Genomic DNA, 24,262 nt, shown 5'->3' with positions numbered 1-24,262 from the left:
GAGCGTCCGCGTACTACACGTCACCGAGCAGCACAGACGCGGCCAACGTCGAGCCGAACGTAGTGATAGAGCGTACCGGTTAACCCGTCAGAGGCGATCCGACGACCGGAACTCTCGACCAGCGTGACTGGACAGTACCCGGTCGGAAACTCGGCCGCGAGGCGTCGACTGAACGCCGTGTCCTCGTTGGGAACGTCGGGGAATCCGTCGGCCGCGTCGAACGCCTCGCGGTGGACGAACGTGTTGAACCCTGGCAAGACGGGTCGGTCGAGTCGGGGGAAGAGCCGGTTTATCGTCGTTTGCATCACGCGCGCACGAACCGGTCCGGTGATGCGGCAGTAGCAACTCGCGGCCGCGAGGCCGGAGCGCTCGACGAACGCGAGCATCGTCGGGACGTACGACGGGTGGACGACCGTGTCCGCATCGAGGAACGCGAGCCAGGATCCGGTCGCCATCGTTGCCCCCCTGTTACGTGCGTCCGCGATACCCCGACCGGATTGAGAGAGTACGGTTGCACCGCGTTCGCGAGCGATCGCCGCCGTGTCGTCGGTCGAATCGCCGTCGACGACGAGCACCTCCTCGAGGCGTTCGGTGTCGGCCGCAGCGAGGCTCTCGAGCGTCTCTCCGATGTACTCGCTCTCGTTCCGGGCGGGTATGACGACGCTCACCGACGGGTCGCGGTCGATCCCTTCGGGAACCCACTCGCCACCGCGAGCCCGGCGCATCGGGACACTCCACGTCGGTCACGAACGTAAACGGAGTCCCTGACTGCCCCAGTCCCCTATCTAGAGCAGGTGCTGACGACAGGGTGCACATAGTGTCCACCGACGCGGCCACCCACCGTCGGTTCGAGAGAGGGAGAGTGTGTGAGAAAGTGGATGTGTGAGTGTGTGAGCGAGTGAGAAAGTGGATGTGTGAGTGTGTGAGCGAGTGAGAAAGTGGATGTGTGAGTGTGTGAGCGAGTGAGAAAGTGGATGTGTGAGTGTGTGAGCGAGTGAGAAAGTGGATGTGTGAGTGTGTGAGCGAGTGAGAAAGTGGATGTGTGAGTGTGTGAGCGAGTGAGAAAGTGGATGTGTGAGTGTGTGAGCGAGTGAGAAAGTGGATGTGTGAGAGAGGCTGAGACGGCCGACGCACCCATTCCTGAAGTCACCCTTCGTTTGGCGTCTCCTGATTCCAGTCGCTTCCGGTCCCGATCGTTCCTCGTCCCCGTCAGAACGAAGTCGATCGGTGCTACGAACTGTGCCGAATAAACCGGCCACCCGTGGTATGCCATACCAGCCCAATTCGGGCAATGTAGGCATTATTTTGTGCATCGAGTACCGACCACCGCACGAAGACAGTACACGGAGTCGGTTCGAATCAACCATGAAGGAATACGACTTAGTCATCGTCGGCGGCGGGATTAGCGGGGCATCGCTGTTGTACACTGTCTCGGAGTTTACTGACGTCGAACGCGTCGCGCTCGTCGAGAAGGAAGACGAGATCGCGGCGGTCAACTCCCACCACACGAACAACTCCCAGACGCTTCACTTCGGGGACATCGAGACCAATTACACCCTGGAGAAGGCCGAATCGGTCAAGGAGGGTGCGGAGATGGTTGCGGGCTATCTCAAATCGAACGACCCCGACCGCGAGATGCACTCGAAGCGCTCGAAGATGGTGCTCGCAGTCGGCGACGAGGAGGTCGAATCGCTCGAACAGCGCTACAACGAGGAGGGGTTCGGCGACCTCTTCCCGAAGCTCGAGGCGATCGGCCGCGACGAGATCGCCGAGATCGAGCCGAAGGTCGTCGAGGGCCGCGATCCCGGCGAGGAGATGCTCGCCCTCCAGACGCCGGACGGCTACACGGTCGACTACGGGAAACTGGCGAAGTCCTTCGTCGACGAGGTCCGCGACGAGGACGGCGTCGACGTCTTCACCGGCACGGAAGTCACGGAGATATCGGACGAGGACGACGGCTTCGTCATCGACACCGATGACGGGCACTTCGAGGCCGACGCCACGGTCGTCGCCGCTGGCTCTCACAGCCTCCAGATCGCCCAGGAGATGGGCTACGGCGAACACCTCTCCCTGCTCCCGGTCGCCGGCAGTTTCTTCGTCGCCGACGAGGGGCTCCTCAACGGCAAGGTATACACGCTGCAGATGAAGAAGCTCCCCTTCGCCGCAGTCCACGGCGACGCCGAGGTCCACGACGGAGACCTCACCCGGTTCGGGCCGACGGCGAAGGTGGTCCCCGAACTCGAACGCGGGCGACTCTCGACCGTCCCCGACTTCTTCGACGTCTTCGGTCTCAGCGCGAGTTCGTTCCTGAGCTACGGGAACATCCTCGCCGATCGTATCCTCCTCCCGTACGTGTGCAAGAACCTGCTGTACGACGTCCCGGCCGTCGGCCCGCGTGCCTTCCTGCCGCACGTACAGAAGGTCGTCCCGACGGTCGAACTCGACGACATCGAGCGCGCGAAGGGCTACGGCGGCGTCCGACCGCAAATCGTCGACACGCGCACGAAGTCCCTCGACATGGGCGAGGCGACGATCACCGGCGACGACATCATCTTCAACGTCACCCCCTCACCGGGCGCCTCGACCTGCCTGAAGAACGCCCGACGCGACACCCAGCAGGCCCTCGAATTCTTAGACGGTGAGTACGAATTCGACGTCGAGGCCTTCGAGGACGCCACGATCGGCAACTTCCCACGCACGCAGGCGGAGCCGAGCGCGGCGGACGACACACAGAATCGTGCCGACCCGATCGCCGCGGACGACGACTGACTCCCCGGACTGAAACGGGCACCTCCCGAACGGACCCGGCCGACAGCCGATTCGGTTGACCCGTCCGAACTGCCGCGATCCCACGCCTTTTCTGCTCGACGGTCCACATCCATCCATGACCGACGACGCCGACCAGCTTACCGTCTACTCCGATCACGTCTGTCCGTTTTGCTACCTCGGACGGCGATCGCTCGAAACGTACGAAGGGACCCGCGACGACCCGCTCGACGTCGAGTGGCACCCGTTCGATCTGCGCAGCGGGAAGCGCGGTCCCGACGGCGAGATCGATCACACCGTCGACGACGGCAAGGACGAGGCCTACTACGAGCAGGCGCGACAGAACGTCGAACGCCTCCAGGAGGAGTACGGCGTCGAGGACATGCTGAATCTGGACGACGTGCCGGACACCGACTCGCTCCCTGCGCAGATCGCCTCTCACTACGTCGACGAGACGTACCCCGACGCCTGGCGCACCTTCGACGACGCCGTCCTCGAGGCGCTCTGGATCGACGGTCGCGACATCGGTGACCCGGACGTTCTGGCCGACGTGGCCGAGGCGGTCGAACTCGACGGAACGGAGACCCTGCACGGAGACGAGATCCGGGACGTCGCGACAGATGCAGATCGTCGCGATCGGATCACCGACCTGTTCACGGCGGCCCAGCGGGGCGGCGTCACCGGCGTGCCGACGTTCGTCTCCGGGGAGCACGCGGCCCGCGGTGCGGTCCCGCCCGCCCAGCTCGAACGCCTGGTCGAGGGTGTGAACGGCCCCACCGACCAGTAATCGTCCCGTGTCTTTATCTCGCGTGCGAGAGAGTGTACGCACATGACGGAACACGTCCTCGTCCCGTACGACGATTCGGAACGATCGACCGACGCGTTGGCGTTCGCCCTCGACGAACACCCTGACGCAGCGATCACCGTCGTCCACGTGATCGATCCGAGCGACTTCTACGCCGCGACCGGGATGGAAGGCGGCGCGATGGCCAACTACGACGCCATCATGGAACACCAGAACGAACGCGCCGAGAACCTCCTCGCCGAGGCGCGAGAGGCAGCCGCCGAGAGCGGTCGCGAGATCGACACCGACCACGTCGTCGGCAGCGTCTCGCGGTCGATACTGGAGTACGTCGAGGACAACGACATCGATCACGTCGTCATCGGCAGCCACGGTCGGACCGGCGCCCGTCGCATCCTGCTGGGGAGCGTCGCCGAGACGATCACCCGGCGCTCGCCGGTCCCCGTGACGATCGTTCGGTGACCTGTAGACGCATCAGCCACACTCTCGCTCACAACGACGGCGAGAACGACTGGTCTCGCGCGACGACGGTCGCCGGTTCGAAACGGAGCAACCCCCACCTGTCGGAGTCGAGCGACGCGAACCGGTCGTCCCACTCGGATCGATCGGGGCCGAGATATCGACGAAGCAATCGCTCGGCGCGCACATCGTCCAGCGGTTCGATCGTCGCGGTGCCTCGCATCCCGACGTGGTGGACGCGCCCCGATCCCGGATCGAAGTCGACGACGGCGACGGCAGTCTCCGGGTGGCGGGCGACGCGCGTCGTGTACGATTTCTCGACGGTGTCGGCGATGATCCAGATGCACTCGTCCTCCCAGAGATACCAAAGCGGCGAAACCCTGGGGGAGCCCTCCGGGGAGGCCGTCCCCAGAAAACAAAACAGCGGCCGTTCGAGTACCGTTTCGAGGTCCGTCGGAAGCGTGTTTTCGACGACGTCCATACAGGTGGGGCGAACCCGTCCGACCATCAACGTTTCCTGAAATCGAGTTCAGTGCCGGCGGGACCGACCGAACGCCGACAGCGGTCGACGGCGGTGGTCGCGATGGTGGTCGCGATGGTGGTCGGTGGCGGTCGACGGTGGTGGTCGGCGGTTGTGGTCGACGGTGGTGGTCGGCGGTTGTGGTCGGTGGCGGTCGACGGTGATGGTCGGCGGTGATGGTCGGCGGTGGTCGCGATGGTGGTCGCGATGGTGGTCGACGGCCGCCTAGGACTGCAGGAAGTCGGGTTCCGTTCGCTTCTCAGCGCGTTCGGCTACCAGGTGTTCGCGGAAGTCCTCGATTTCGACGTCTTCTTCCTGCTCCTCGAATCGGTCGCGGACCGAGACGGTGCCGTCGGCCTCTTCGTCGTCGCCCACGATGAGCTGGTAGGGGACGCGGTCGTCGTGGGCAGCGCGGATCTTCCGGCCGAGGGTGGCGTCCGAGTGATCGACCTCGACGCGGAAGTCCTCGAACTCGTTCGCGACACGGTGGGCGTAGCCCAGGTTGTCGTCCGAGATTGGGAGGACGCGGACCTGCTCGGGGGCGAGCCAGAGCGGGAAGTTGCCCTCGTAGTGCTCGATGAGCATCATGAAGAAGCGCTCGTAGCTGCCGTAGAGCGCGCGGTGGATCATGACGGGGCGGTGTTCCTCGTTGTCCTCGCCGACGTAGGAGAGGTCGAAGCGTTCGGGCATGTTGAAGTCGAGCTGGACGGTCGGGCCGTCCCAGCTGCGCCCGATCGCGTCCTCGAAGGCGAAGTCGATCTTCGGGCCGTAGAAGGCCCCGTCGCCGGCCTCCAGGTCGTAGTCCATCGCGCGCTTTTCGAGGACAGCCTCGAGCTGGGACTCGGCGCGCTCCCAGATCTCGTCGCTGCCGACGGACGTCTCCGGGCGGGTAGCCAGCGCGACCTCGTACTCGAGATCGAACGTCGAGAGCACCTCGTCGATGGCGTCCATGATCCCCTCGACCTCGGTTTCGATCTGGTCGGGGCGGACGAAGAGGTGTCCGTCGTCGATCGTGAACGCCCAGACGCGCGAGAGCCCGGAGAGTTCGCCGCGCTGTTCCTTGCGATAGACCTTGCCGTTCTCGGCGTACCGGACGGGCAGATCACGGTAACTCCAGGAGTGGTCCTCGAAGATCGAGGCGTGGCCGGGGCAGTTCATCGGCTTCAAGCCGAACTCGTCGTCACCGAGTTCGAAGACGAACATGTCGTCTCGGTAGTTGTCGTAGTGACCCGACTGCTTCCAGAGATCGGTCTTGAAGAGGTGGGGCGTCTCGACGTACTCGTAGCCCGCGTCCTCGTTGAGTTCCTCGACGAAGCCGGAGAGTTCGCGCAGGATGCGCTTGCCCGGCGGGTGATACAGCGGCAGGCCGGGGCCCGTGACCTCCTGAATCGAGAAGAGGTCCATCTCGCGGCCGATCTTGCGGTGGTCGCGCTCTTCGGCCTCCTCGCGGCGCTCGAGGTACGCCTCGAGGTCGCTCTCGCTCTCGAAGGCGGTGCCGTAGATGCGAGTCTGCATCGGGTTCTCCTCGTCGCCGCGCCAGTAGGCGCCGGCGATCTCGAGTAGTGTGACGGCGCCGATCTCGCCCGTCGAGTCGACGTGCGGGCCGGCACAGAGGTCCTCCCACTCGCCCTGGCGATAGAAGGTGACCGTCTCGTCCTCGGCGTCGAGCTCCTCGAGGAGTTCGAGCTTGTAGGGTTCGTCAGCCAGGCGGTCTTCGGCCTCCGCGATCGAGACCTCCTCGCGTTCGATCTCGTAGTCGGCGTCGACGATCTCCTCGATCTCGGCCTCGAGTCCGGGGAGATCGTCCTCGTCGACGTCGAGGTCGTCGAAGTCGTAGTAAAAGCCGTCGTCGGTCGGCGGACCGATCGCGAGCTTGACGTCCTCACCGAAGCGTCGTTCGACGGCCTGTGCGAGCGCGTGCGCCGCAGAGTGGCGCATCACCTCGACGTACTCGTCCGACTGATCCGTCACGATCTCCAGGTTCGCTCCGTCGTAGACGGGTTCTTCCTTCGAGACGAGATCACCGTCGAGTTTCCCGGCGACCGTGTCACTCCCGAGACCGGGGCCGATCTCGTAGGCGCACTCCTCGACAGTCGCACCCGCGTCGACGTCGAGTTCGGACCCGTCCGGCAATACAACCGCTATTCCGTGCTGTGAATCTGATTCTGACATGACTGAGTTCCCGCCTGGCACTGCTGGGAGACGCCCAACTCGGCGTCCGCAGACACCGTCCGCTGGTCGGTCGGTGGAGACGCAGCGAACGGTAGGTGTGGGTTAGAAGCGGGCGAAACGCCCTGTAAAGCGGACACCTACCATCGTGACTACGCGTAACCCCGACCAGGATAAAAACGTTTTGATGGTCGACCCCGTCCGCACCGACGAGAACCGGCAGGTGCCGGGTCGATCGAGCGACCGTCTCGACCGGCGGCAGCCCGAAACCCGTCTCAGTCCGAATGGGCGGTCGCCCACCCAGGTCAGTTCCGGTCGCCGTCGGCCAGCAACTCGCTCGCGGTCACCAGCGCCTCCATCTCGACGCCCGCGTCCTCGACGGTCGCGCGCCCGCCCTCCTCGCGGTCCACGACGACGAGCGCACGCTCGACCGTCGCACCCGCGTCCCGGAGCGCCTCGACGGCTTCGACCAGGCTGGTCCCCGTCGTGACGATGTCCTCGACCACGACGACCGACTCGCCTCTATCCAGCCGACCCTCGACGAGGTTCGCCGTCCCGTAGTCCTTGCGCTGCTTGCGTGCGATGACGTACGGGACGCCCGCCGCGACGCTCGTCGCGGCCGCCAACGGCACGCCGCCCAGCGCAACGCCGCCGAGTTTGTCACCCGTGTCGAGTCGATCCGCGAAGGCATCCGCGATGGCAGACAGACACGCTGGATCCGTCTCGAAGAGGTACTTGTCGACGTAGTACTCGCTCGTTCCGCCGTGGGCGAGTTCGAACTCTCCGAATTTGACCGCGTCCGCGGCTCGGAGCGCGTCGATGAGGTCCTGAGTGGTCATACGCGAAGTGTGCGAGGCAACCGAGATAAGCGGTGTGGAACGCACCGAACGGCGGCAGACTGCCACCGAGTCGATCAGCGGCCGCGGTCGTCGAAACACACATTACTATCTATTGACTGGAATCGGAACGTGAGTCCCGCCATCGACGAGCGAGAAATTCGTTTCAAACGAACGCCGCAACGAGACCTGTTCGCCACCGCCTACCTGCCACCTGACGGCGACCGGATCGAAACGACGATCGTGCTGCTCCACGGCGGGGTCTGGAATCGCGGCGAACGGACGTTCTTCGACGAGCGCGGTCGTGCGCTGGCCGAGCGGGGAATGCAGGCGGTGACGGTCGACTACCGGCTCTCCGGCGAGGCGACCTATCCCGCCGCACTGAAAGACGTCAAAAGTGCCGTTCGGTGGCTCAAGTCGGACCCGCCCGCAAATCGATATCCGAACACGCTCGTCCTCTGTGGCCACTCCGCCGGCGCACATCTCGCAGCACTGACCGCCGCCGCACCCACGGATACCCCTGTCCCTGACGACGGGTTCGGTGAGACGAGTAGCGCAGTCGACGGCCTCATCGGGTTCGCAGGCCCGTACGATCTACTGGGCGCGCGTCAAGACGGCGAAACGGCGGCGTTCATGGGCGGCCCACCGTCGGCCATCCCAGAACAGTACCGAAACGCGTCACCGCGTGAGCGCGTGACGCAGGCTCACCCGCCGGCTCGCCTGTACCACGGTACCGAAGACCAGTGGCTCACGTTGCGCGAGACGCGGGCCTATCGCGACACCCTTCGACTGGCCGGCGTCGACGTCGAACTCCGAACACCGCCCGGAGACCATTTCTTCTTTCAGGAATCGCCCTGGTTCGAGCGAACGCTCGATCAGACCGTATCGTTCGTCACCGAACTCGGACCGAACGCCGCCGACAGCACCGGAGAGAGCGGACCGGAGCCGGAGTAACTCGTCCCCAGACGGTTCGGTCGCCGCCGTTACTGCGCGTGACTCACCACGGCTCGTCCTTGAATCCGAACCAGTAGGCCAGCACGTTCGTTCCCACGTGTAGAACCGGGGTCAACAGAAGAACGACCGCCAGCACGGGGAGCGTGAACGCCTCGCGGAACCAGCCCGGCGCGACCACCACCGCGAACGCGAGCGCCAGGACGACGAAGTCGAGCTGGTCGACGACCGGGAACGGGGCGCCGCGGCGACGGCCGGTCCGCCGTTTGAGGAACGAGGCCGCGATGTCGCCGCACATCGCCCCGAGCGGGAGTGCGACGACGACCGCGAACGGGAACGTCGGCAAATCGATTCCCACTGCCGAACCGACGTCGCCGGCGACGGCGTTCAAAGCCAGCGCCAGCACCGCGCCCGCAGCCGTCCCGACGGCCGTCCCGCGCCAGGTCTTGCCGTCGCCGAGCAGTCGCGATCCGCCCAGGGTCCGTCCGCCGTCGATCGGCCGCCCGCCGCCGGCCAGCACCGCAGCGTTGTTCGGTACGTACGCGGGCAACATGAGCCAGAACGCGACCGCGATCGTCGAGAGCACTCCCATTCTCGGTCGGTCGAACGAACTCGCCCCTCTTAACCGCACTCACTTCCGTCCGTGAGGCCGGCCAGGCCGCTGCATGACCGGCCTGAATCATCAACGCACATATATCGGGCGACGAAAGGGACACGTATGCTTCCCCCGATCGCGAGTCGCTTCGTCGCCGGCGAATCGCCCGCCGCGGCGCTCGATCACGCTCGTGCGCTCGACGAGCGGGACGTCTCCGTGATACTGAATCGACTCGGCGAACACTACGACGAGCGCGGCCCCGCCGAGGACGACGCCGCGGCGTATCGCGACCTGATCGAAGAGATAGCGAACACGGACGTCGACGCGTGCATCTCGATCAAACCGTCCCAGCTCGGGCTCGACATGGGCGCCGACACCTTCCGGGAGCTGCTCACCGACCTCGTCGACCACGCCGCGGACCGCGGCGTCTTCGTCTGGATCGACATGGAAGACCACACGACGACCGACGTCACCCTCGACATCTACGAAGAACTGGCCCGAACACACGACGGCGGCGTCGGCCTCTGCGTGCAGGCGAATCTGAAGCGGACGCGCGACGACGTCGAGCGACTCGCGGACGTCCCGGGGAAGATCCGCTTCGTCAAGGGCGCCTACGACGAACCGGCCGCGGTCGCCTACACAGACAAAGCGCGCGTCGACGAGGCCTACCGCGACCTCCTCGAGTACGCGTTCGAGCACTTCGACGGCGGCATCGCCGTCGGAAGCCACGATCCCGAGATGATCGACCTCGCGAAGCGCCTCCACGACGAACACGGCACCGACTTCGAGATTCAGATGCTCATGGGCGTCCGCGAAGCGGCCCAGTTCGAACTCGCCGCCGACGGCTACGAGGTCTGGCAGTACGCCCCCTACGGCGGCAAGTGGCTCTCGTACTTCTGGCGGCGTGTCCGCGAGCGCAAGGAGAACCTCCTCTTCGCCCTCCGAGCCGTCGTCGGTCGGTGACCTATCGGCCACGTCCGCCAGCCGCCCTCACCCCGGTGGCGACGGCAGCGAGCGAGCCAGCATCCGTTCAGTACACGTCTCGTCCGGAACAAATGAACACGCTCATAGGGGACGGGTGAGTCGAATCGACCATGACCTCCTGGAAACGGGACTTCGCGAGCGGCCTGGTCGTCCTCGGGCCCATCCTCGTCACCCTCTTCGTCCTCTACTGGCTCTACGGGTACGTCGCAGCCGTGACGCCAGGATTCATCCTCGAAGACACCATGTTCGGGGACGGCCAGGCGGCACAGCAACTCGTCGGCCTCATTCGTGTCGTGATCACCCTCTCCGTCCTGATCATCCTCATCTTCGCCATCGGCTACCTGATGCGGACGACGATCGGTGGCCTCTTCGAACGTGTCGTCGACAACGTGGCCAATCGCCTCCCGGGCCTCCGCGTCGTCTACAACGCCTCCAAGATGGCCGCCCAGACCGCCGTCGGCGAACAGGAAGCCCTCCAGGAACCCGTCAAACTCGAGGTCTGGGACGGCCTCCGCATGACCGGCTTTCGTACGGGAAAGGTGGCCGACGACGGCCGAGAGATCCTCTTCATCCCCACCTCCCCGAACATCACCAGCGGCTACGTCGTCGAGGTGGAATCGGACGACATCGAAGAGATCGACGAGAACGTCGAAGAGGCCCTCACCCGGGTCCTGAGCGCCGGCTTCGGCGACACCGACAGGGGCGGCCCCATGGGCGGCGGGATCCCCATCGACGTCGTCGACGAAGCCAGCACCGACGACGACTAACACCGACCTTTTGCGCTGCGTGCGGTCGTTAACGCGACCGCACTCGGCAAAACGTCGATCAAAAGCACTCCTCCTCCCCGCCGTTCGCTACGCTCACTTTGGGTCAGTCGTCGGCCCGCTCGCTCGGCCGACGGTCTCGCTCGCGGTACAATACGATAGACAACCTCACTCTTCCCCCGGTTCGTCCGTTCGCAAAGACGGCGAACGAACTCACGGCCAGGGATCTGGATCCTGTCTTCGAAGAACCAATTCTGGTGGCCGGGAGTGACTCGGCGCGTCGTGCCGATGTCACGACCCGGGGAAAGGCTGGCGGGAATTCAGCACTCGAACCGTGAGCGAGTCCGCAGCGCGGACGAGCGAGCGGGCCAAGGAACCCTCGAAGCCACGACGCCGTCGTGGCTGAGGGGGTGACGCCGTGCGTTTCATCGAAGCTAAGCGGGAGCGAAGCTCCCGCGAGGTCGTCGGCGCTCCGCGCCGACTGCAAGCGATTCCTTTGGAATCGCCCTGTCCAAAAGAGCGCTTCGCGCTCTTTTGAAGATTTTGCCGAGGGCCGACGCAGTCGGCCCGTGGTTCGAAAGGCGCTTCGCGCCTTTCGTCATCACGAGAGAGCTTCGCTCTCTCGAACGACAGCGCAAAAGTTCGTTGGTCCTAGGGGTACGTGAACCACTCCTCGTGGTCGTCGGTGCGGCGTTCGACGACGTCGAAGAAGCGGGTCTGGATCGCTTCGGTAACGGGGCCGCGCGAGCCGTCGCCGATCTCGACGTTGTCGACGCGCTTGATCGGGGTGACCTCGGCGGCGGAGCCGGTGAAGAAGAGTTCGTCGGCGGTGTTGAGTTCGCCGCGAGAGATGGTGGCGCCGTCGTGGACGGTATAGCCGAGTTCGCGTGCGAGTGTGATGACGGTCTCACGGGTGATGCCGTCGAGGATGGATTCGGCGAGGCCGGGCGTGTAGAGGTCACCGTCGCGCACGAGGAAGATGTTCTCGCCGGGGCCTTCGGCGACGTTGCCTTCCTTGTTGAGGACGATAGCCTCGGCGTAGCCGTTGCGGCGGGCCTCCTCGCCGGCGAGCATGCTGTTGACGTAGAGGCCGGTGGTCTTGGCGTTGGTCGGAACCTGGCTGGAGGCGTGTTTGCGCCAGGAGGAGACCATCACGTCGATGCCGTTTTCGAGAGCGTCCTGGCCGAGGTAGGTGCCCCAGGGCCAGACGGCGATGGCGGTTCGAGTCGGACAGTCGCCGGGACTGACACCGAGGGACTCGTAGCCGTAGAACGCGAGCGGGCGGATGTAACACGACGAGAGATCCTGCCGGCGGATGAGTTCGCAGGTGGCCTCGGTGAGTTCCTCGCGCGTGTGGTCGATCTCCATCTCGTACGGTTTCGCCGAGTCGTAAAACCGATCGAGGTGCTCGGGCCAGCGGAAGATCGCCGGGCCGTCTTCGGTCTCGTAACAGCGAGCGCCCTCGAAGATGCCGCTGCCGTAGTGCAGGCCGTGTGTGAGGACGTGTACCTTCGCGTCCTCCCAGTCTACGAAGTCCCCGTCCATCCAGATCGTGTCGACGTCCATCTCGTCGAATCCCATGTCTACGGGGTAGGTGAGGTGCGTACTAAGTGTTCGTGTTCGCGAGCGACGACCCCGACTCGGTCCGGACGATGGGACGGTGAGAGCGGGACCGGCTGGGTCGGTCGAATCGCCCGTTCGGGCCCGCGGTTAGCACAATCCCTCGACGATATCTCGACCCTCGAGGTAGACGAGGTCGTGTCGAGCGGCGTACGCGCGGGCGTCCTGTGGGGTCGTCGCAGCCCCCGTTTCGTCGTCGAGCATCTCGCAGACGACGACGGCGGGGTCGGTCTCGGCGGCGTCGGCGAGCGCGAGGCCGAGTTCGGTGTGGCCCTCGCGCTGGGCGAGTCCCTCGGGGGCGCCCCTGAGCAGGTGGACGTGGCCGGGAACGCGGAAGTGATCGGCGAAGTCGGTCGCAGTCGGTGTGGCGGCGGCGTCGGCGAGTTCGCGGATGGTCAGCGAGCGGTCGTCGTCGGTGATGCCGGTGTAGGTCTCGCGGTGGTTGACCGTGAGCGAGAACGACGAGCGGTCGTCGTAGCCCAGGTCGTGATCGTCGGTGGCGGGGTGGGAGACGGCCTCGGCGTAGAAGGGAAGGTCGAACGCCTCCGCGACGGTGTCTGGCACGGCGACGCAGACGAGCCCGCCCGCGTCGTTCCGCAGGTGGGAGACGGCCGACGGGGTGACGGCCTCGGCCGGATAGATCAGGTCGGTCTCGCCCTCGCGGTCGGCGGCGTCGTGGACACAGACGGGGTCGCCACGGGCGAACGCGTCGATGGCGCGCTCTAGGTCGGTGGCGCCGGTCTGGCCGCCGGACATCTCAGTCGTCTCCGACATGGACGATCACCTGGTCTCCATCGGTCAGGTCGAGGACGTCGCGCAGCTTCTCGGGAGCGATGAGCTCGAGTTGATCCTCGTCGTGATGCGTTCGCTCCGGCGCTATCGTGTGGGTCTCGGTGTAGGTTTCGCCGTCGGTCGTCTCGACGGTAGCCGGGTGACAGACCGCGGGGCCGTAGGTGCGCTCGTCGTCCTCCCAGCCGTCGATCGGGACCGGTTCGACTGCGTCCATCGCGCGGCGGCGGCGAACGCTCTCACCGCGAAGTTCGACGTTGAGCGTCCCGGGGAAGGGGTCGTATCCGAGCCGATCTTCGAACTGGCGTTGATAGCCCGGCAGCGAAATGTAGTGTCGGCCCTCGCCCATCCCGCTGGTGACACTTCCCTCGAGATCCACCTGCGGGGCCGACTCGAAGATTCGACGGTACTCTTCGTACGCGGTCCGGAGTTCGTGTTCGCCCTCGTCCGTGACGACGACCCACTGCCCGTCGCTGACCGTGTCGCGCTCGATCAGGCCGGCGCTCTCGAGTCGCTGGAGGCGCCTCGAGGCGGTCTGGTTCGACGCCCCGAGCTGGTCGGCGAGATCAGCACAGGAGATCTTGACGTCGCCCTCGAGCCCGCCGGAGAGCGCGAGGAGCTTCAGCGTGGCCCGCTCGTCGTGGCCCACGGCCGACGTCGCTGTCAGTGACATGCTCGTTCCTTCCCGCTCTCACGGTAAAAGCGTACCGGATGTGTCACGCGTTCCAGAAATGATACGGCCTGGGTGCGGTCGGAGACCACGTGAGCGCGCCCGCCACGTGAGAGTGCCCGCAGGGACTACGTGAGCGCGCCCGGGGGACAGGTAGGTGAGTGGCCTGGTGACCAGCGGGGACGACGCGGTGACCAACGGGCACGAGCGACGCGGACATGATGTCAGAGTTCTTCGGCAATGTACTCGTCGATTCTCACCACCCGGTCACGAGAGTACGTCCAGAATCCCTCCCAGATCCGCGGCTCCGTCTCCACTGCGACCAGCGCCGCCGCGTCGGCGGTCGGCGTCGGCGCTGTCGGCCGATAGACCACGAACCAGCCGTTTCGGTACGGTGCGGACGTCCCGGTGTGCACCTGGACGTCGGGAAACGATGCAGCCGGTTCCGTCCCCGTCAGTCCGTAGCAGTGTACGTCGACCGCCGTCGAGGCGAGTTCGGTGTAGACGTCGCGGGTGCCGAGTTCGTCCTCGATTCGGGAGAGGTCCTGAAACGCCGTTCTGAGTGTCCCCGATCCCTGTTTCCACGCCAGTTGCTCGATACACCGAGAGATCGTGATCAGGAGGAACTTCTCTTTGTGAGCGAGTGGATAGCCACGAAGCTCGAACGTCGCGTCACTAAGCGCAGCGAGGGCGTCCGGTAGCGAGACGTCGCCGAGTCCGCGCGTTCCGGTCACGTAGAGATCGGAGTTGACCGCGAGGAGATCCGCGTAGACGTCGGTCATCGGTGACGTCGCGACGATCGAATCACCATCGAGCGCGACGAGCGTATCCGCTTCGAGGTCCAGGTCTGGCCGGTTCTCGACGTCGATCGGTTGCGCTTCGAACGCGTCCGTGAGCATAGCCTGGAGCGGGTCGGTCTCCGGAGACACGACCGCCAGACTGTACGTCGGCGGCCCCGTCTCCCGCACGAACGAACGGAGCGTCACGGTATCGCCGCCGGCCGGGAACGCCCTAATCGTTTCGGCCGTCGAAACCCGCTCGAACCCGGGTATCGTCGGAGCTGGTCGGATCGTCGCAACCGAAGGACGGCTTCGGCGGTCACTCGCGAACGAGCGGTGTCCCGTCCGCGTTCGGCCCGAGTCGGGGACCGAGCGGACGTTCGTCGGGATCGATCACGCGGCGTTGCTCGTAGTCGGTCGAGCGCTCGACGGGGGTCCGACCGATCGACGTGATCAGTTCGACGTAGTCCGCAACCGATCGGAATTCGCCGTACTCACCGCCCGCACGTTTGGTGATCTCCTCAGAGAGGATGGTCCCCATGAAGTCGTCCGCACCGCACGACAGCATCTTCAATCCGCCCTCGTCGCCGTACTTCACCCACGACGACTGGACGTGATCGACGTTGTCGAGGAAGAGTCGAGAGACGGCGATGAGGAGTTCGTCTTCGTCCCGGGAAGCACCGCCGGAGACGACGCCGTGCTCGTACAGTGGCGTGTTCTGGTGGATAAAGGAGAGGGGGACGAACTCCGTAATCGCGCCGTCGACGCGATCCTGGAGGTCTCGAACCCGCTTCAGGTGCAGCGCGCGGTGTGCGGCGTTGTCCACGTGACCGTACATGATCGTCGCGGTGAGGCCCATCCCCACGGAGGCGGCGGCCTCCATCGCGTCGAGCCAGCCCTGCGTATCTATCTTGCCCGGGCAGATGACGTCCCTGACCTCGTCGACGAGGATCTCGGCGGCCGTTCCGGGGACCGTATCGAGACCCGCCTCGTGGAGTCGACGGTAGATCTCCTCGTAGGACCAGTCGGTACCGCGACGGGCGTGGGCGGCCTCCTCGGGCGTCATCGAGTGGACGTGGACGCCGTCGACGCTCATCGCTCGAATCTGATCGACGTAGGTACCGGGGTCGGTCGCGTATGTCTCCGGCGACTTGTAGTTCAGGTCGCGGTAAGCCGCCTCGGGGCCGTGTTCGTCGACGTAGCCTTCGAGGATCTCGCGGTGTTCGTCGTCGAGGGCGAACGCGGGATGGAGCCCGGAGACGGAGGTGACCTCGTAGATACCCCGGTCGACGGCGTCGGCGACGATCTCGCGGCTCTCCGCGGGCGTCTTGGTGAATCCCGGCACCTCGACGCCCGCCGGCGCGTCGAAGTCGGACTCGAACGTGTGGGCAGCGTCCTTGAAGTTACAGAACAGGCAACCGACGTTACACGCGGTCGTGACGTTGTTGTTGAGGTTCGCGACGAAGGTAACTTCGTCCCCCACGACCGCTTCGCGGCGGCGGTCGGCCGCCTCGAGAACCCGTTCCTTTCGTCGCCGGTCGATCCCCGCCACGTCCGTACCGGTGGTGAGCAGTGCAACGGCGTCGTCGACCGTCAATCGGGTTCCGTCCCGCGCCTTCGCGAGGGCGTTCTCGAACGACTGGTCGGTCTCGGGAACGACGTCGAACGAGACGTCCAGGTCCTCTTCGCCCGTCAGTCGGTCGTCCGCCTCCGCACCGGGCACGTCACCGGCGCCCGTAGCTCCGTCCATCACGGAAGTGAAACCGTCGTGAACGCAAAAACGTGGTGATCCCCCACGTACGTTGCAGGAGTACGGACAGAAGCCCCTGCTGTGTGCCAGGAAGAGAGCAATCACCCGCGAGCCACACTGAAACTTTGATGGGGGCGGGCCCCAGTTGCTTCGATATGGAACCCGGTGTGCGGAGTGCTGCGGGGCGAACCGGACCGGCCGGCGGCCGATCGAACGTCGCGGCGTACGACCGCGTCGTGGGTGCGGTGGTCGCATGACGAGCGTCAAGGAATTCCGGATAGACGAATCGGCGACCGAGACCGACCTCGGCCGCGGGGCGTTCGTCTTCACGGACGACTACTCCGTGTTCGACTGGGGGAAGATGCCCGACGAGATACCGCAGAAAGGTGAGAGTCTCTGTACGATGGGCGCGTACAACTTCGAACGGCTGGAGGCCGCGGGCATCCCGACCCACTACCGGGGTGTGGTCGAGGACGGTCGGACCGTCCCGCTCACCGACGTGACGGCACCGCCCAGAGAGATGGCCATCGACCTCACACAGGTCCCCGACCTGCCCCACGAAGGTCGCGACTACGACTACGACGCCTACCACGCCGAGGCGACGGAGAACTATCTGATCCCGCTCGAGATCGTCTTCCGAAACCACGTCCCGATCGGGTCAAGCCTTCGTCGACGGACCGACCCGGCCGACCACGGTCTCGATTTCGATACGTGGCCCGACGAGGCGGTCGACCTCGAGTCGCCGATCGTCGAATTCTCCACGAAGTACGAAGAGTCGGACCGATACCTCGATCGCCCGGAGGCGGCCGAGATCGCCGGAGCGGCCGAGATCGAGGACCTCGAAGCCGTCGCGCGGGAGGTCAACCGGATCGTCACGAAGCAGGCGTCGTCCGCCGGGCTCGACCACCAGGACGGCAAGATCGAGTGTCTGTACTATCAGGGAGAGATTCGCGTCGCCGACGTCGTCGGCACCTTCGACGAGAATCGCTTCGGGTACGAGGGGACCCAGCTCTCGAAAGAAGTCCTTCGCCAGCACCACAAGCGCACCCAGCCGGAGTGGGTCGACGCCGTCGACGCGGCGAAGGATCGAGCCAAACAGGAAGACCGCGCAGACTGGAAGAGCCTCTGTGAGCACGCTCCGGAGCCGCTCGATCCCGACGTGCTCCAGACGGCGCGTGACATGTACTGCGCCGGAACGAACGCCTACACCGGAACCGCCCACTTCGAGGCGCCCGCACTCTCGACGGCGATCGGTGCCGTGAGCCGGCTCTGACCGATCGATCCGCCCCCAACCCCCTCAGTATCGGACGACTCGATCCGCAGCCGACGGCTCGGAGACGGACGACTCGATCAGTTCGATGATTCGGTCGCGATCGAGTCGGCGAGACCGTCTACCGGCCGGTCCGGGTTCGCGGCCGTCGCCTCCCCGGGAAGTCCGAGCTGGTACCCGCCCGCGCCGTCGCGGACCGTCGTCCGGCCACGGTGGACGGAGACGTCACCGTTCAAATGTAACCGAACCGCTTCGAGGAGCGCGTCGGCCGCGAGCGGCTGGCCACGTCTTCGCATCTCGGCCAGGTCCACGTCGTCCGGCACGTCGAACGCGCGCTGGGTGATGATCGGGCCCTGATCGAGATCCGTGGTGACGTAGTGAGCGGTCACCCCGGCCACGCGAACGCCCGCCTCGACAGCCTGACGGTACGCCTCGGCGCCCGGAAACGCCGGCAGTAACGAGGGGTGGACGTTGATGATGCGATCCTCGTATCGGAAGACGACGTTCGGACTCAGGATCCGCATGAACCGCGCGAGCACGATGAGGTCCGCGTCGTACTCGGCGAGGAGGCCGAGGAGCGCGTCCTCGTCGACCTCGCCGGACGGTCCGCCGACGTCGTGGAACGGAACGCCGTAGTGCGACGCCAGCGGCTCCAGCTCGTCGTGGTTCCCGATCACGACACCGATATCCGCGTCGAGGTCGTCGTTCGTCCACGCCTCGAACAGCGCCTCGAGGCAGTGGCTCTCCCGTGTCCCGAGCACCGCGATCCGTTGCGTGTCGCGATCGGCGGGGAAGCGGACCTGAACGTCGAGACCGAGTTCGTCGCCGAGGGCGTGTAGCGCCGTCCGCAACTCCCTGGGCGCCCCCTCCATCCCGCCAGTATCCACCGCGAGGTACATCCGGAAGACCCCGTCACGAACCGCCTGGTCGACGTCCTCGATGTTGATCCCGCGCTCGAAGAGCAGGCTCGTCACCCGCGCGACCAGTCCCGTGTCGTCCTCTCCGATAACCGTGATCTCCGTGAGTGTACCCGTCATCGACACCACCCGTCGTCACGAGATGTGGTGACCATCGCTACCAGCCTCCCAGCCAACCGGCGGATAAAAACGTTCAGTTCGACGCAAGCCTCCCATCGAACGGACACACGCACCCGGTTCGATGCAACCGTCTCCCGGGTCAGCGACAGGAAATCGATCAGTTCACCACTACGCGGTTCCCGTCGGTCACGCCACTCCTTCACAGGTCGGTACACTCCCCGTTCACACGTTCGAAGCCTCGCACACGCTCGGCCTCCCTAGTCCGCGGTTCTCGGCCTTCGGCCTCCGAACCATGCGCCCTCCGATCCGCGCTCCTCGCGGTTCACTCCGTTCACCGCTCGCTGTTTCGCGGTTCTCGGCCTTCGGCCTCCGAACCGCGCGCCCTCCGATCCGCGCTGCTCGCGGTTCAACTCTGTTCACCGCTCGCTGTTTCGCGGTTCTCGGCCTTCGGCCTCCGAACCATGCGCCCTCCGATCCGCGCTGCTCGCGGTTCAACTCTGTTCACCGCTCGCTGTTTCGCGGTTCTCGGCCTTCGGCCTCCGAACCATGCGCCCTCCGATCCGCGCTCCTCGCGGTTCACTCCGTTCACCGCTCGCTGTTTCGCGGTTCTCGGCCTTCGGCCTCCGAACCGCGCTAACGAAAGCGTTTTTGACCCCGCTCGCGCGCGTTTAGACAATGACAGCTTACACCGCGACGGTGACCGTGCGACTCAAACACGGCGTGCTCGATCCCGAGGCCGAGACCACACAGCGGGCCCTGGAGCGTCTCGAGTTCGACCTCGAGGATCTCCGGTCGGCTGACCAGTTCGAAATCGACCTCGACGCGGTCGACGCAGACGCCGCGGCCGACCGGGCGGGCGAGATGGCCGAGCGCCTCCTCGCGAACCCGACCATCCACGACTACGAGGTCGACGTCGCACACCGATGACGGTCTCGATCGTTCGCTTCGGCGGGTCGAACTGCGATCGTGATGCCGAACGTGCCCTCTCCCACCTCGGCATCGACGCCGAGATCGTCTGGCACGAGGACGGGCTCCCGACTGAGACGACCGGGATCGTCCTGCCGGGCGGGTTCTCCTACGGTGATTACCTCCGGGCCGGTGCGATGGCAGCCCAGTCACCGATCGTGGACGAGGTCGAGCGACTGGCGGCCGACGGTGTGCCAGTACTCGGCATCTGCAACGGCGCGCAAATCGGCTGTGAATCGGGGTTGACCGACGGCGCGTTCACCACGAACGAGAGTGCGCGCTTCCAGTGTGAACACGTCCACCTTCGCGTCGAACGCGCTGACACGCCCTGGACGGCCGCCTACGACGAGGGTGACGTGATCGAACTTCCCATCGCGCACGGCGAGGGACGCTACGAGATCGACGACGAGCGACTGGCAGACTTAGAGGACGACGACCGCGTCCTCTTTCGGTACTGTACGGCCGACGGCGAGGTGACAGCGGCGGGGAACCCGAACGGGTCGCGACACAACGTCGCAGGCGTCCTCGGCGACCGCGACACGGTCGCCGTGATGATGCCCCACCCCGAACGGGCGACCCTGCCGTATACCGGGTCGACCGACGGACGAGGCGTCTTACACGGCTTCGAGTGAGCGACGACCGTCGACGGACCCGACGTGGCGGTTCACCGTCGATTCTACTACAACATTAATGATGGACCACGACGATGCCACAGAGGGAGCGACAGGACGGGGACTCGAATGACAGGGGATATATCCGTCATCCACGCGGCACCGGCGGCGGAATCTTCGCTCCGGTTCGACGAGGGGGACGAGGGGCTGACTGTCGAACGCGTGACGAACCCGCCGACACGACGAGGTCACTGCGCGAGTGCCGACTGCGTCGTCGTCGGTCCCGGGTTCGAGTCCGAGACCCTCGTGTCGACCTGTCGTCTGCTCGCAGGGCGTGCACCGACGCTCCCCGTTCTCGTCTACGCGGAGTCGGGAAGCGAGCAACTGGCTGGCGACGTCGTCGCCGCGGGCGCCGACGGCTACGTCCCCGCGTCGGACGGGACGGAAACGCTCGAAGCACGCCTGCTGGATCTGGTCGAACGTGAGAACCGTCACGAGGGTACGCGTTCGGACGCACTCGACGTCCTCCAGACGACGACGCATCGGTTGATGCGCGCCACCTCGAAGGCGGAGATCGCCTCCATCGCGATCGAGTCCGTGACGGCCGTGATCGACGACGCCCGCGCCGGATTTCGCTACCTGGACGCGGACGCGAACGAACTCGTTCTCGAAGCCGCGACCGAGCCGATCGAATCGACCATCGAGGGAACGCGTCTCGGTACGGACGACGGCGTCCTCTGGGAGGCGTTCGAGCGAGGCGAGGCGCGCCACCTCTCCGACGTCGGACGAGACATCGTCCCGTACGACCTGGGAGTCGAGATTCGCGACGTGATCGTCAGACCGATCGCCGACGACGGCCTGTTGACGGTCGCCTCGCGCGAGGAGGCGCGCCTGGGTGAAGCGGAGTACCACCTGGTCGACGTTCTCGGCGCGACGGCGTCGGTCGCGATCGAGCGCGTCGAGCACGACCGAGCGCGCCTCCGGGCGAAAACGATCGTCGAAACGGTCGGCGACGGCGTCTACGCACTCGACGCGGACGGCCGATTCAACACGGTAAACGACCGACTCGAAGCGATGTGCGGCTACGACCGCGAGACACTCCTCGGTTCACACGTCTCGACGTTGTTCCCCGACGCCACGACGGACGGGAGATTGGGTACGAACGAAGCCGGAGCGGGACCCGCGCCAGTCGACGACCGCCGAACGGATGGCTCACGTGAGTGCGTCCGGTCGGCGGAGACTGTTCGAACGGCCGAACGAGCGCTTCGAACGGCAGGCGGTAACGAGGTCCCGTGCGAGGTGACGTCGACGACACTCGAACGCGTCGACCAGGCCATCGGAGCGGTCGGGATCGTCCACGACGTCAGCGATCGAACGGCGATGAAGCGCGAACTCTTAGACCACCAGCGGAAGGTGACGACCTTACACGAGGTCGTCGGTCGCCTGGAGGCCTGCGAGACGAAGACGGCGATCTTCGAAGAGACGGTCGACGCGGCCGAGGGCGTCCTCCAGTTCGATGTCTGCGTGGTGAGCGAGGCCGTCGGCGACCACCTGGAGATTCGCGTCCTCTCGGAGGGCGTCGATACGTCACAGCTACAGATGCGTCGATCCATGGACACCGGACTCGGTGGTCGCGCGTACCGAAACGGCGAGACCTATCGGGTCGACGACGTCTCGACCGCGCCGGAGGCGAATCCGCAGGACGACGCCTACCGGTCGGGGCTGAGTGTCCCTGTAGGCGAATACGGCGTCTTCCAGGCCATCTCGACCGATACGGCCGCGTTCGACGAGCGCGACGAAGAGCTCGCGGAGTTACTCATAAGCCACGCGGTCGACGCGCTGGATCGACTCGCGTACGAAGAACAACTCGTGGCCGAGCGGGACCGCTTCGCCGTCCTCTTCGAGAACGTCCCGGACGCCGTCGTGACCGGACGGCACGTCGACGGAGAGTTCATCGTCGAGGAGGCGAACACTGCGTTCGAGGAGACCTTCGGGTACGACGTGGCGACTCTCGAAGGCGACCCAATCGACGCGTACATCGCGTCGCCGGACCGGCGCGAACGGGCCAGAGAGATCAACAGTCGGAGCGAAGCCGGCGAAGTGGTAGAGACAGAGGTGAAACGCCAGACGACGGACGGACTCAGAGACTTCATGCTCAGAGTCGTCCCGTACGAGGTCGACGGCGACGGAGAGTACGCGTTCGGTCTCTACACGGACGTAACCGACCAAAAGCAGCGACAGAAACGCGTCGAAGTGCTCAATCGCGTCCTCAGACACGACCTCCGCAACGGGATGAACATCATCGAGGGGAGCGCCGAGCGACTCGCGACGAAGGCGACCGGGGACGACGCCGAGCGCTACGCACGGGCCATCCGCGAACGGACGGACGAACTCATCGGCCTCGCGGAGAAGACGCGAGCGGTCGAGCGAACCCTCGACCGAGACACCGTCGCAACGGGGCCGATCGACGCTGCGAACGCCGTCGAACGCGCGATCGCCCGTCTCACCCAGCACCACTCACCCGTGACCGTGGAGCGGTCGCTTCCGGAAGCCGCACCCGTTCGAGCGGACGATCTTCTCGTCGACGCAGTCTACAACGTCTTAGAGAACGCCGTCCAGCACACAGATCGAGACGAGCCGACGATCGGCGTCACGATGCGGCCCGTCGCGGACGATCCCGAGACGCTCTCGATCGCCATCGCTGACGACGGGCCGGGAATCCCCGACGAAGAGCGGCAGTTACTGGAAGAAGAACGCGAGATTACGCAACTGCGTCACGCGAGCGGGCTCGGCCTCTGGCTCGTCGACTGGGTAGTAACACAGTCGGGCGGCGAACTCCGGTTCGAAGAGAACGATCCACGCGGGACGATCGTCGAACTTCGTCTGCCACGGACCGACGCGAACGACGCGCGACCGGAGGTCCCGGAGACGGATCGGTGATCGCGGACCGTCGCGTGATCGGATACCAGAGCGCAAGAGAGAGAGAGAGAGAGAGAGAGAGAGAGAGAGAGAGAGAGTTTCAGAGTGCGGGAGAGTCCAGAGTGCGCATGGATCCGGATCGCTGGAGAGCCCTGGCGAGGCGACGATGGTCGGCGATCGGCACACCTATCGAAGGCGAGGTGACGGCGGTTGCGACCGCCGATCGTCCGTATCGTCGCACTCGACGACAGCGGAGGAACGCGGACGAAAGCGCGAGTTCGAGAGACGACAGCGATCAGCCGAAGTGTTCGTCGTAGAGGTCCTGGGCGTGTTCGATGGCGTCGTAGGCGGCCTGTCGGTCCTCCCAGCCGAGCGTCTCGACTTCCTTTCCTTCCTCTAAGTTCTTGTACGTCGAGAAGAACTCGTCGATCTCGTCGCGGCGCTGCGTCGGGATGTCGTCGAGATCCTCGATGTGGTCGAATCGAGGATCCTCGGTGGGGACGGCGATCACCTTGTCGTCCTGCTCGCCATCGTCGTCCATCTTCATCAGCGCGACCGGACGCGCCTCGATGACGCAGCCGGGGAAGGTCGCGTCCTCGACGAGGACGAGGACGTCGAACGGATCCTCGTCGTCGTAGTAGCTCTGCGGGATGAAGCCGTAATCCGAGGGGTAGTGAACGTTCGAGTGGAGCACGCGGTCCAGGACGACGCCGGGGACGTCCTTGTCGTACTCGTACTTGTTACGCTCGCCTTTGAGGCACTCGACGACGGCGTAGATGGTTTCTGGCGGGTTCGGTCCGGTCTCTAGCTCTTCCCAGAGATTAGGCATACATGGGGAGGTCTCGTGTGGATCAAAAAGTACTTTCGTAATCGCGCCCCAGTGGACAGAGACGGTGGCCGTCGACGAGCGCCGACACGGCGGAGGTGACTCGCACGGTTGCCACACCGTCGCCGGTTCAAACACTCAACGGTAAGCAAGTGTTAAATAGATCGGTGACATTACAC

General features: G+C 65.3%; 22 protein-coding genes. 10 read left to right on the top strand and 12 right to left on the bottom strand.

Features of this window, described 5'->3' with window-relative positions; genetic code table 11:
• Nucleotides 1–20 precede the first annotated feature (20 nt).
• The gene (locus NO366_RS10425; RefSeq protein ID WP_256530732.1) at nucleotides 21–725 is read right to left on the bottom strand and encodes a glycosyltransferase; all 705 of its coding nucleotides are present in this window, start codon (nucleotides 723–725) and stop codon (nucleotides 21–23) included.
• A gap of 640 nt (nucleotides 726–1,365) precedes the next feature.
• Between NO366_RS10425 and NO366_RS10420 the strand changes: the two genes are divergently transcribed.
• From NO366_RS10420 to NO366_RS10410, 3 genes are all read left to right on the top strand, one after another.
• A complete protein-coding gene (locus NO366_RS10420; RefSeq protein ID WP_256530731.1) occupies nucleotides 1,366–2,769 on the top strand; it encodes an FAD-dependent oxidoreductase in 1,404 nt (467 codons plus the stop codon).
• Nucleotides 2,770–2,884: 115 nt separating this feature from the next.
• Complete coding sequence (locus NO366_RS10415) at nucleotides 2,885–3,553, top strand: DsbA family oxidoreductase (protein WP_256530730.1); 669 nt, start codon at nucleotides 2,885–2,887, stop codon at nucleotides 3,551–3,553.
• 42 nt (nucleotides 3,554–3,595) lie between these two features.
• Nucleotides 3,596–4,030, top strand: coding sequence for a universal stress protein (locus NO366_RS10410; protein ID WP_256530729.1), 435 nt, complete (start codon nucleotides 3,596–3,598; stop codon nucleotides 4,028–4,030).
• Nucleotides 4,031–4,058: 28 nt separating this feature from the next.
• Here NO366_RS10410 and NO366_RS10405 read toward each other — a convergent pair whose 3' ends face one another.
• From NO366_RS10405 to pyrE, 3 genes are all read right to left on the bottom strand, one after another.
• On the bottom strand, nucleotides 4,059–4,508 hold the full coding sequence (locus tag NO366_RS10405) for a pyridoxamine 5'-phosphate oxidase family protein (RefSeq protein ID WP_256530728.1): 450 nt from the start codon (nucleotides 4,506–4,508) through the stop codon (nucleotides 4,059–4,061).
• Nucleotides 4,509–4,772: 264 nt separating this feature from the next.
• On the bottom strand, nucleotides 4,773–6,719 hold the full coding sequence (gene thrS / locus NO366_RS10400) for a threonine--tRNA ligase (protein ID WP_256530727.1): 1,947 nt from the start codon (nucleotides 6,717–6,719) through the stop codon (nucleotides 4,773–4,775).
• A gap of 302 nt (nucleotides 6,720–7,021) precedes the next feature.
• Nucleotides 7,022–7,555, bottom strand: coding sequence for an orotate phosphoribosyltransferase (pyrE, locus tag NO366_RS10395; RefSeq protein WP_256530726.1), 534 nt, complete (start codon nucleotides 7,553–7,555; stop codon nucleotides 7,022–7,024).
• 129 nt (nucleotides 7,556–7,684) lie between these two features.
• Here pyrE and NO366_RS10390 point away from each other — a divergent pair, with 129 nt between their 5' ends.
• Nucleotides 7,685–8,506, top strand: coding sequence for an alpha/beta hydrolase (locus NO366_RS10390; RefSeq protein ID WP_256530725.1), 822 nt, complete (start codon nucleotides 7,685–7,687; stop codon nucleotides 8,504–8,506).
• A 43-nt stretch (nucleotides 8,507–8,549) separates the two neighbouring features.
• Here the strand turns inward: NO366_RS10390 and NO366_RS10385 are convergent, their stop codons facing one another.
• The gene (locus tag NO366_RS10385; RefSeq protein ID WP_256530724.1) at nucleotides 8,550–9,095 is read right to left on the bottom strand and encodes a CDP-2,3-bis-(O-geranylgeranyl)-sn-glycerol synthase; all 546 of its coding nucleotides are present in this window, start codon (nucleotides 9,093–9,095) and stop codon (nucleotides 8,550–8,552) included.
• Between the two features lie 126 nt (nucleotides 9,096–9,221).
• On the opposite strand from NO366_RS10385, the gene NO366_RS10380 reads away from it, so the two are divergent.
• Together NO366_RS10380 and NO366_RS10375 are read left to right on the top strand one after the other, a co-directional pair.
• Nucleotides 9,222–10,061 (top strand): proline dehydrogenase family protein, encoded by an 840-nt coding sequence (locus NO366_RS10380; RefSeq protein WP_256530723.1) that lies wholly within the window; start codon nucleotides 9,222–9,224, stop codon nucleotides 10,059–10,061.
• A gap of 131 nt (nucleotides 10,062–10,192) precedes the next feature.
• On the top strand, nucleotides 10,193–10,849 hold the full coding sequence (locus NO366_RS10375; protein WP_256530722.1) for a DUF502 domain-containing protein: 657 nt from the start codon (nucleotides 10,193–10,195) through the stop codon (nucleotides 10,847–10,849).
• Nucleotides 10,850–11,497: 648 nt separating this feature from the next.
• On the opposite strand, the gene NO366_RS10370 is transcribed toward NO366_RS10375, so the two are convergent.
• The 5 genes from NO366_RS10370 to cofH form a co-directional block, all read right to left on the bottom strand.
• Nucleotides 11,498–12,427 (bottom strand): branched-chain amino acid transaminase, encoded by a 930-nt coding sequence (locus NO366_RS10370; protein ID WP_256530721.1) that lies wholly within the window; start codon nucleotides 12,425–12,427, stop codon nucleotides 11,498–11,500.
• Between the two features lie 129 nt (nucleotides 12,428–12,556).
• On the bottom strand, nucleotides 12,557–13,240 hold the full coding sequence (gene ribB, locus NO366_RS10365; RefSeq protein ID WP_256530720.1) for a 3,4-dihydroxy-2-butanone-4-phosphate synthase: 684 nt from the start codon (nucleotides 13,238–13,240) through the stop codon (nucleotides 12,557–12,559).
• Entirely contained in the window at nucleotides 13,224–13,928 is a 705-nt protein-coding gene (locus NO366_RS10360; protein WP_256530719.1) for a DUF120 domain-containing protein, read from the bottom strand. The genes ribB and NO366_RS10360 overlap by 17 nt, the downstream gene beginning before the upstream one ends.
• A gap of 221 nt (nucleotides 13,929–14,149) precedes the next feature.
• Entirely contained in the window at nucleotides 14,150–14,911 is a 762-nt protein-coding gene (locus tag NO366_RS10355; protein ID WP_256530718.1) for a DICT sensory domain-containing protein, read from the bottom strand.
• A 112-nt stretch (nucleotides 14,912–15,023) separates the two neighbouring features.
• On the bottom strand, nucleotides 15,024–16,454 hold the full coding sequence (gene cofH / locus NO366_RS10350) for a 7,8-didemethyl-8-hydroxy-5-deazariboflavin synthase subunit CofH (protein WP_256530717.1): 1,431 nt from the start codon (nucleotides 16,452–16,454) through the stop codon (nucleotides 15,024–15,026).
• 253 nt (nucleotides 16,455–16,707) lie between these two features.
• On the opposite strand from cofH, the gene NO366_RS10345 reads away from it, so the two are divergent.
• Nucleotides 16,708–17,727 (top strand): phosphoribosylaminoimidazolesuccinocarboxamide synthase, encoded by a 1,020-nt coding sequence (locus NO366_RS10345; protein ID WP_256530716.1) that lies wholly within the window; start codon nucleotides 16,708–16,710, stop codon nucleotides 17,725–17,727.
• 77 nt (nucleotides 17,728–17,804) lie between these two features.
• Here the strand turns inward: NO366_RS10345 and NO366_RS10340 are convergent, their stop codons facing one another.
• Complete coding sequence (locus tag NO366_RS10340; protein ID WP_256530715.1) at nucleotides 17,805–18,761, bottom strand: formyltetrahydrofolate deformylase; 957 nt, start codon at nucleotides 18,759–18,761, stop codon at nucleotides 17,805–17,807.
• Between the two features lie 675 nt (nucleotides 18,762–19,436).
• Here NO366_RS10340 and purS point away from each other — a divergent pair.
• The 3 genes from purS (at nucleotide 19,437) to NO366_RS10325 (ending at nucleotide 23,278) form a co-directional block, all read left to right on the top strand.
• Nucleotides 19,437–19,688, top strand: a complete 252-nt coding sequence (gene purS / locus NO366_RS10335) for a phosphoribosylformylglycinamidine synthase subunit PurS (RefSeq protein WP_256530714.1) — start codon at nucleotides 19,437–19,439, stop codon at nucleotides 19,686–19,688.
• Nucleotides 19,685–20,359, top strand: a complete 675-nt coding sequence (gene purQ / locus NO366_RS10330; protein WP_256530713.1) for a phosphoribosylformylglycinamidine synthase I — start codon at nucleotides 19,685–19,687, stop codon at nucleotides 20,357–20,359. The genes purS and purQ overlap by 4 nt, the downstream gene beginning before the upstream one ends.
• 108 nt (nucleotides 20,360–20,467) lie before the next feature.
• Nucleotides 20,468–23,278, top strand: coding sequence for a PAS domain S-box protein (locus tag NO366_RS10325; protein WP_256530712.1), 2,811 nt, complete (start codon nucleotides 20,468–20,470; stop codon nucleotides 23,276–23,278).
• Between the two features lie 274 nt (nucleotides 23,279–23,552).
• Here NO366_RS10325 and NO366_RS10320 read toward each other — a convergent pair whose 3' ends face one another.
• Nucleotides 23,553–24,086, bottom strand: coding sequence for an inorganic diphosphatase (locus NO366_RS10320; protein WP_256530711.1), 534 nt, complete (start codon nucleotides 24,084–24,086; stop codon nucleotides 23,553–23,555).
• Nucleotides 24,087–24,262 lie beyond the last annotated feature (176 nt).

Origin of the sequence: Halovivax cerinus, from assembly GCF_024498195.1 — an archaeon.
GTDB classification, from domain to species: Archaea; Halobacteriota; Halobacteria; order Halobacteriales; family Natrialbaceae; genus Halovivax; species Halovivax cerinus.
The sequence above is the reverse complement of the archived record's forward strand: the minus strand, read 5'-3'. Positions and strand labels throughout refer to the sequence as shown.

Excerpts from the sequence above, each read along its gene's own strand:
- NO366_RS10425 (WP_256530732.1), bottom strand. The coding sequence starts at position 725 with ATGCGCCGGGCTCGCGGTGGCGAGTGGGTTCCCGAAGGGATCGACCGC.
- NO366_RS10420 (WP_256530731.1), top strand. The coding sequence starts at position 1,366 with ATGAAGGAATACGACTTAGTCATCGTCGGCGGCGGGATTAGCGGGGCA.
- NO366_RS10415 (WP_256530730.1), top strand. The coding sequence starts at position 2,885 with ATGACCGACGACGCCGACCAGCTTACCGTCTACTCCGATCACGTCTGT.
- NO366_RS10410 (WP_256530729.1), top strand. The coding sequence starts at position 3,596 with ATGACGGAACACGTCCTCGTCCCGTACGACGATTCGGAACGATCGACC.
- NO366_RS10405 (WP_256530728.1), bottom strand. The coding sequence starts at position 4,508 with ATGGACGTCGTCGAAAACACGCTTCCGACGGACCTCGAAACGGTACTC.
- thrS (WP_256530727.1), bottom strand. The coding sequence starts at position 6,719 with ATGTCAGAATCAGATTCACAGCACGGAATAGCGGTTGTATTGCCGGAC.
- pyrE (WP_256530726.1), bottom strand. The coding sequence starts at position 7,555 with ATGACCACTCAGGACCTCATCGACGCGCTCCGAGCCGCGGACGCGGTC.
- NO366_RS10385 (WP_256530724.1), bottom strand. The coding sequence starts at position 9,095 with ATGGGAGTGCTCTCGACGATCGCGGTCGCGTTCTGGCTCATGTTGCCC.
- NO366_RS10380 (WP_256530723.1), top strand. The coding sequence starts at position 9,222 with ATGCTTCCCCCGATCGCGAGTCGCTTCGTCGCCGGCGAATCGCCCGCC.
- NO366_RS10375 (WP_256530722.1), top strand. The coding sequence starts at position 10,193 with ATGACCTCCTGGAAACGGGACTTCGCGAGCGGCCTGGTCGTCCTCGGG.
- NO366_RS10370 (WP_256530721.1), bottom strand. The coding sequence starts at position 12,427 with ATGGGATTCGACGAGATGGACGTCGACACGATCTGGATGGACGGGGAC.
- ribB (WP_256530720.1), bottom strand. The coding sequence starts at position 13,240 with ATGTCGGAGACGACTGAGATGTCCGGCGGCCAGACCGGCGCCACCGAC.
- NO366_RS10360 (WP_256530719.1), bottom strand. The coding sequence starts at position 13,928 with ATGTCACTGACAGCGACGTCGGCCGTGGGCCACGACGAGCGGGCCACG.
- cofH (WP_256530717.1), bottom strand. The coding sequence starts at position 16,454 with ATGGACGGAGCTACGGGCGCCGGTGACGTGCCCGGTGCGGAGGCGGAC.
- NO366_RS10345 (WP_256530716.1), top strand. The coding sequence starts at position 16,708 with ATGACGAGCGTCAAGGAATTCCGGATAGACGAATCGGCGACCGAGACC.
- NO366_RS10340 (WP_256530715.1), bottom strand. The coding sequence starts at position 18,761 with ATGACGGGTACACTCACGGAGATCACGGTTATCGGAGAGGACGACACG.
- purS (WP_256530714.1), top strand. The coding sequence starts at position 19,437 with ATGACAGCTTACACCGCGACGGTGACCGTGCGACTCAAACACGGCGTG.
- purQ (WP_256530713.1), top strand. The coding sequence starts at position 19,685 with ATGACGGTCTCGATCGTTCGCTTCGGCGGGTCGAACTGCGATCGTGAT.
- NO366_RS10325 (WP_256530712.1), top strand. The coding sequence starts at position 20,468 with ATGACAGGGGATATATCCGTCATCCACGCGGCACCGGCGGCGGAATCT.
- NO366_RS10320 (WP_256530711.1), bottom strand. The coding sequence starts at position 24,086 with ATGCCTAATCTCTGGGAAGAGCTAGAGACCGGACCGAACCCGCCAGAA.